This is a genomic window from Vibrio mexicanus (genome assembly GCF_001012815.1).
GTDB classification, from domain to species: Bacteria; Pseudomonadota; Gammaproteobacteria; order Enterobacterales; family Vibrionaceae; genus Vibrio; species Vibrio mexicanus.
Map to the genome: position 1 here is coordinate 1 of NZ_JYJP01000092.1, position 1,305 is coordinate 1,305.

At 46.1% G+C, this 1,305-nt stretch carries 1 protein-coding gene; it reads left to right on the forward strand.

Annotated features, from left to right (window positions below; genetic code table 11):
• Positions 1-76 precede the first annotated feature (76 nt).
• The coding region (locus UA76_RS13135) for a serine hydrolase domain-containing protein (RefSeq protein ID WP_052772047.1) at positions 77-1,305 on the forward strand (1,229 nt) is incomplete at its 3' end.

Consider the following 1,305-nt stretch of genomic DNA (forward strand, 5'->3'; position numbering starts at 1 on the left):
CCAACTTAATGTATTAATCTTGATTGCTTAATATTACCTCAACGAAACAAGAACCCATTTCACTGAGGTAAATCTTATGAAATCAGCAATCAAAACGACAGCAGCCGTTATTCTTGCAACCCTACTTTCTGGTAACGCACTTGCCGCACCGTCTGCATTTGGTGATGGCTTTGACCTACAAGAGTTCTACAAACCTTATACGTTAAGCGATATTACCCCACAGAATATGCAGAGCTGGCCCTACTACAAACACGTGAGTGCTAACTGGGATGAGTACGTTCAAACGGCAACGGAGCAGTTCTCAGCGGCTAAAAAGCCAACACCACTTGTACAAGGTGAACAGTTCAACCTCAACGATGCGCTCAATGATGAAAAAAGTTATTTAGAGTCGTTAGAAGATACGCAAACTAAAGGGTTTGTGGTGATGAAAGACAACCAAATCCTAGCGGAATTCTACGATAACGGCTTCACCATGAACGACACCAACCTACTGCAATCGGCATCAAAGAGCTTTGCCGCGGTCGTGACGCACAAATTAATCGATCAAGGTTTGATCGATGCTAACGCCAAGGTAAGCAGCATTCTCACCGATTTTGAAGGCACAACCATTGGTAATGCCACTGTGCAGCAAGTGCTTGATATGACGAGTGGTGCCGGTACCCTGCTTGATTTCCACACACCGGGTACCGAGGGTTACGCTTGGGAAGTGGCGATTGGCCTAAAAGCAGGTAAATCAATGAGTCACACCCAAGAAATTAAACGTGCAGAAAAAGCCTCAGAGCCGGGTACTGCTTGGGACTACACCGATAAGAATACGGATACTTTAGGACTTATTGCCGAAAAAGTATCAGGTAAGAAGTTTAGCGTTCTAATGGCAGAGCTTGCGAATGACTTTGGCGCGACCAGTGCTGGTTCGATAGCGGTCACGGCGGAAGGTACAGCCTCTCCTTCATATGGTATTAGCTTGACCACACGTGACTATGCATTGTTTCACCAGTGGATTGCTCAAGGGAAAGCCCCGCAAAGCTACTACGAGTCTGTGATGGATGCGAGTAAAGACAAAATTACCACCACCAATGAGTTGGCTGCGCAGTTAATGCCAGGGGTAACTTACGGCTCTCAGACTTACTACATTGCAGAAGACAACGTGCTTTATTCAAGTGGCTCGTTTGGTCAGATAGCGTTTAGCGATATGGAAACGGGTGTTGTGGTTGCGATGAACCAAGATTGGGCGGTTAATGCAGAGCCTGCAAAATTCATCGAATCACGTGAACGCGCAGTGAAGATCATTAAAGCGCTTAGAGC